3 protein-coding genes and 1 pseudogene are annotated in these 4537 nt (G+C 75.0%); 1 reads left to right on the top strand and 3 read right to left on the bottom strand.

Features of this window, described 5'->3' with window-relative positions; genetic code table 11:
* From smc to IE330_RS37780, 3 genes are all read right to left on the bottom strand, one after another.
* The coding region (smc, locus tag IE330_RS37770; RefSeq protein WP_190140707.1) for a chromosome segregation protein SMC at positions 1 to 2570 on the bottom strand (2570 nt) is incomplete at its 3' end.
* A gap of 455 nt (positions 2571 to 3025) precedes the next feature.
* Positions 3026 to 3229, bottom strand: a complete 204-nt coding sequence (locus tag IE330_RS37775; RefSeq protein WP_030675993.1) for a hypothetical protein — start codon at positions 3227 to 3229, stop codon at positions 3026 to 3028.
* 394 nt (positions 3230 to 3623) lie between these two features.
* Positions 3624 to 3905, bottom strand: a complete 282-nt coding sequence (locus IE330_RS37780) for an acylphosphatase (protein WP_190140708.1) — start codon at positions 3903 to 3905, stop codon at positions 3624 to 3626.
* 162 nt (positions 3906 to 4067) lie between these two features.
* Here IE330_RS37780 and IE330_RS37785 point away from each other — a divergent pair.
* Positions 4068 to 4537 (top strand): annotated as a pseudogene (locus IE330_RS37785) (CAP domain-containing protein); the annotation flags it as partial.

Consider the following 4537-nt stretch of genomic DNA (forward strand, 5'->3'; position numbering starts at 1 on the left):
CCCGCGACGGCGTCTTCGTGCCGCAGCCGGGCCCGGTTCCGCTCCGCCCGCGCGAGGGCCTCCCGCTCGGCGCGGGCGGCCCGGTCCAGCGAGTCGGCGCGCCCGGCGAGCCCCTTGACCCGCTCCTCGTGCGTACGGACCTGGAGGCGGGCCTCCATCTCGGTCTGGCGCGCGTTGGCGCCGTCGGCGGCGAGCCGGTCGCGCACGCCCGTGTCCGGCTCCTCATCCGCGGGCGCCTCCTCCGCGACGGCGAGCCGCTCCGCCAGCTCCTCGACCTCCGCCCGCGCCCTCTCCAGGGCCTCCTGCGCCCGGGCCGCGGCCGCGGCGGACCGCTCGGCCTCACCGGCGGCGCCGCGCGCCTGACCCGCGAGGCTGCCCAGCCGCTGCGCCACGCCCGACTTCTCCCGGTCGGCGGCGCGCCGCCGCTCCCCCAGCTCCTCGACGAGCGCCGCGCACCGGGCCCGCCGCTCCTGGGCCCGCTCCTGCTCCCGGGCCAGCTCCTCGCACCGGGCGCCCAGCTCCTCCAGCTCGGCGGCGGCCTCGTCCACCGAGGCCTGTACTTCGAGCAGGCTCGGCGCGCCCGCGGACCCGCCCTGCGCGAAGTGCGCCCCGAGCAGGTCGCCCTCGGCGGTGACGGCGGTCAGCTCCGGGTGCGCGTACACCAGGTCCTCGGCGTCCTCCAGGGTGGCGACGACCACGACGCCGCGCAGCAGCCGGCGTACGGCGGACAGCAGCTCGGCGGGGCCGCGCACGAGGTCGGCGGCGCGCGGCGGCCCGCCGTCACCGGCTGCCACCCCGGCGGGCCCAGTGGCTCCCCCCGCTCCCCCGCCTACGCCGTCCGCGTCGTCGGGGGCGCCCGCCAGCAGGAGGGCGGCCCGGCCCGCGTCCTGCTTGCGCAGCAGGCGAATCGCTTCGGCGGCACCGGCGGGGGTGGTCACGGCGACGGCATCCGCGGCCGCGCCGAGGGCCGCCGCCACCGGCACCTCGTAGCCCGGCGCCACGGACAGGAGCTCGGCGGCGGGGCCGAGCACCCCGGTGAGCTGCTCCTTGGCGGCGAGCAGCGCGCCCGTACCGTCCTTGCGGCGCAGCCCGAGCGCGAGCGCCTCGCGCCGGGCGGCGGCGGCGGCCCGCTCGCGCTCGGCGGCGGTGGCCTCCTCGCGGGCCGCCGCCAGCGCGGCCTCGGCGGCGGCGAGGGTCAGCTTGGCCTCCTCGTGGTGCTCGGCCAGCTCGGCGTCGCCCGCGTCGAGGCCGTCGACCTCGGCCTTGAGCTGCTCGTACTCCTCCCGCGCCGCGACCGCCCGCTCCTGGGCCTCGTCGCGTGCCGCCGCCAGCCGGTCGATCTCGGCCTGCGCGGAGGCGGCCCGCGAGCGCGCCGCGCTGACCTGGCCGGCGAGCCGGGCGAGGCCCTCGCGCCGGTCGGCGATGGCCCGCGCCACGTCCTTCAGGCGCCGCTCCTCGGCGGCGAGCTCGCGCTCCAGGTCGGCGCGGTGCGCGACGGTGTCGTCCAGGGCGTGCCGCGCGGCCTCCAGGGCGGCCTCCAGCTCGGCCTCCTGCTCGCGGACGCGGGCCGCCTCGCGCTCCAGGTCCTCGGGGTCGCGGCCGCGCCGCTCCTCGGGGGGCGCGGAGGTCGCGCTGGTCACCCGGGCGTCGGCGAGGGAGATGGTGCCGCGCACCCGCTCGGCGAGCTGGGAGAGCTCGTACCAGGTCTGCTGGGCCCGCTGGAGGCGCGGCGTCAGCCGCCGCACCTCGTCCTCCAGGTGGCCCTCGCGGTGCAGGGCCGCCTTCAGCTCGGCCTCGGCGGCGTCCTTGCGGGCCTTGAGCGCGGCCTCGTCGGCGACCTCGGCGTTCAGGGCCGCGCGCAGGGTGACGAGGTCGTCGGCGAGCAGCCGCAGCCGCGCGTCGCGCAGGTCGGCCTGGATGACGGCGGCGCGCCGGGCGACCGCGGCCTGCCGGCCGAGCGGCTTGAGCTGGCGGCGCAGCTCGTCGGTGAGGTCCTGGACGCGGGAGAGGTTGGCCTGCATCGCGTCCAGCTTCCGCAGCGCCTTCTCCTTGCGCTTGCGGTGCTTGAGGACGCCGGCGGCCTCCTCGATGAAGGCGCGGCGGCCCATGGGGTCGGCGTGCAGGACGGAGTCGAGCTGGCCCTGGCCGACGATGACGTGCATCTCGCGGCCGATGCCGGAGTCGGAGAGCAGCTCCTGGATGTCGAGCAGCCGGCAGGTGTCCCCGTTGATCTGGTACTCGCTGCCGCCGTTGCGGAACATGATCCGCGTGATGGTGACCTCGGCGTACTCGATGGGCAGCGCCCCGTCGGAGTTGTCGATGGTGAGGGAGACCTCGGCGCGGCCGAGCGGCGGGCGGCCCGTGGTGCCCGCGAAGATGACGTCCTCCATCTTGCCGCCGCGCAGCGACTTGGCGCCCTGCTCGCCCATGACCCAGCTCAGCGCGTCCACGACGTTGGACTTGCCGGAACCGTTCGGTCCGACGACACAGGTGATGCCCGGCTCGAACTTCAGCGTCGTGGCGGACGCGAAGGATTTGAAACCACGCAGTGTCAGGGCCTTGAGGTGCACGCCGCTGGACTCTACCTTTCACCGCGAGCGCGTCGAGGGATGGTGCGGGCCGTTTCACGGCGGAAGGTGCAGGGCACATCAAGGTTGAGGCAGGGCACCGTCGCGGGGGCGCGGCGGTGACGTTCTCCCGACGGCCGGGTGCGGTGGAGTCCGGCGGCGGAGCCCGGGGAGGCAAGAAGGGACGCCGGGAGGGCAGAAAGAAGGGACGCCGAAGCGTCCCTTGGGAATCTCTGGTGCAGATCTCGATGGGCAGACCCTCAGGTCCACGGACCTCGGACCTCAGTCCTCTGGTCCACGGATCTCGGATCGTTGTCGTGATCTTTGGTCAAGCGGTGGTTACGGGCAGCTCGACCACGCGTGCCGGGCGACCGGCCGTGCCGGACCCCGCGTACGAACAGCCTTACGGGGGTACGTCGGATGTCCGCACGAAGCGCCGGCGCCCGGGGCGGCGTGGATCAGGTGAGCGCAGGCTCCGCCTGGGGTACGTCGATGCTCTCCAGGAGCGATTCGTGAGAAGCGGCAGCCGTCAGCGCGTCGTTCTCCGCCTGGATCCTGACGAGCTCGGATTCCAGGTCCTGGACGCGCTGCTGGAGCCGTCGCATCTCGGCGAGAAGTCGCGGGTCGCTGCCGCCGACGTAACCGAGAAGCGCCTTTGCCATGATTGTTGGTCCTCCACACTGAGTGACCGACCGAATCGGTGTGGGTCGTGAGGGAATCGCGCCCGCGGTGCTTGGCACTCTTTGGTTCTTGCTGGTCTTGCTTGGCCGTTCTCACATGCCAAACAGCGAGGGTGCGCGGGGCTTCCAGCGTCTCACCAAAAAGTTTGACGGTCAACACGATCACACCCCGTATTGACGGGGAACCCGGGGGCGCACGGCGGTCGAACCCGCTGCGGCGTCTCTCCTTCGGGCCCCTGGGGGTGTGGAGATCATCCTTGTCACGGGAGCCTGCCACGGCGCGGGCTTCTTGGCAACCACCAGGCCTTTTCCGTCCCGCGCGAGCACCCCGACCCCAGGGGGAGCACCGGGGCCGGGGGGCCGTCGGGACCCCGCGTCAGCGAATCGCGAACGACTCGTAGCCGCCGCGGGGCGTGTCCCAGATCTCAGTCACACCGTCGACGCGGCCGGGTGTGTCGCCCTCCCGGAGCCAGTGGAGGAGGCTTTCGCAGCCCGCGCGGCCACCCTCCGCGACGACCTGCACGCGGCCGTCGTCGAGATTGAGAGCAAAACCACTCAGGCCGCCGATCTCCAGGGCCTTGGCCCGCGTGAACCAGCGGAATCCCACGCCTTGCACACGGCCCCGCACCCAGGCGGTGAGCCGGACTTCGTCGTTCATGGGGTGCACGCTAACCGGCCAATTGCACAGGAGGCACTTCGCCCCCTTGTGCCATCGCGTACAGTCGCGACTCGACGTGACTCACCCGTACGGGCCCGTCACGCGCACCGTCAGGACGACGCCGGGGCACATCGACCGGGCGTCTGGACGAAAGGCCAGGAGATGGGACGCCACCGACGCTCCGCCGCCGGCCGCGCCACCACGGGCCGGGTCGGCCACGCGCACCCCTCCGGCACCCCCGCCGCCCCGTCCGCGTCCGACACCTCTGCGTACGCCAACCCCGAGGCCGGGACGGCCTCCGGCGCCGGGACCCGGCGCCGGTCGCGCGCGCACCGCCGCGGGGGGCGCCCCGCCGCGCCGGTGCGCACCGGGCTGCTCGGGATGTCCGCCGCAGTCGCCATGGGGGCCGTCGCGGTCGCCTCGGGGCTGCTGACCGGCGGGGACACCTTCTCCTTCGGCGGGGGCGACGACACCGGCGCCATCCGCTCCACCAGCTCCCCCGTGGGCCTCGGCCCGCAAGGCGGCGACACCGGGGGCGCCGAGCGCGGCCCGTCGCCGGAGCCGGGCACCGGCCACGCGGAGGCCCCGGCCCCGACGCCCTCGCCGACGCGCTGCGAGCCGTCAGCGGCGCC

The sequence above is a fragment of the Streptomyces longispororuber genome, assembly GCF_014656095.1.
GTDB lineage: Bacteria > Actinomycetota > Actinomycetes > Streptomycetales > Streptomycetaceae > Streptomyces > Streptomyces longispororuber.

Excerpts from the sequence above, each read along its gene's own strand:
- IE330_RS37780 (WP_190140708.1), bottom strand. The coding sequence starts at position 3,905 with ATGAACGACGAAGTCCGGCTCACCGCCTGGGTGCGGGGCCGTGTGCAA.
- IE330_RS37775 (WP_030675993.1), bottom strand. The coding sequence starts at position 3,229 with ATGGCAAAGGCGCTTCTCGGTTACGTCGGCGGCAGCGACCCGCGACTT.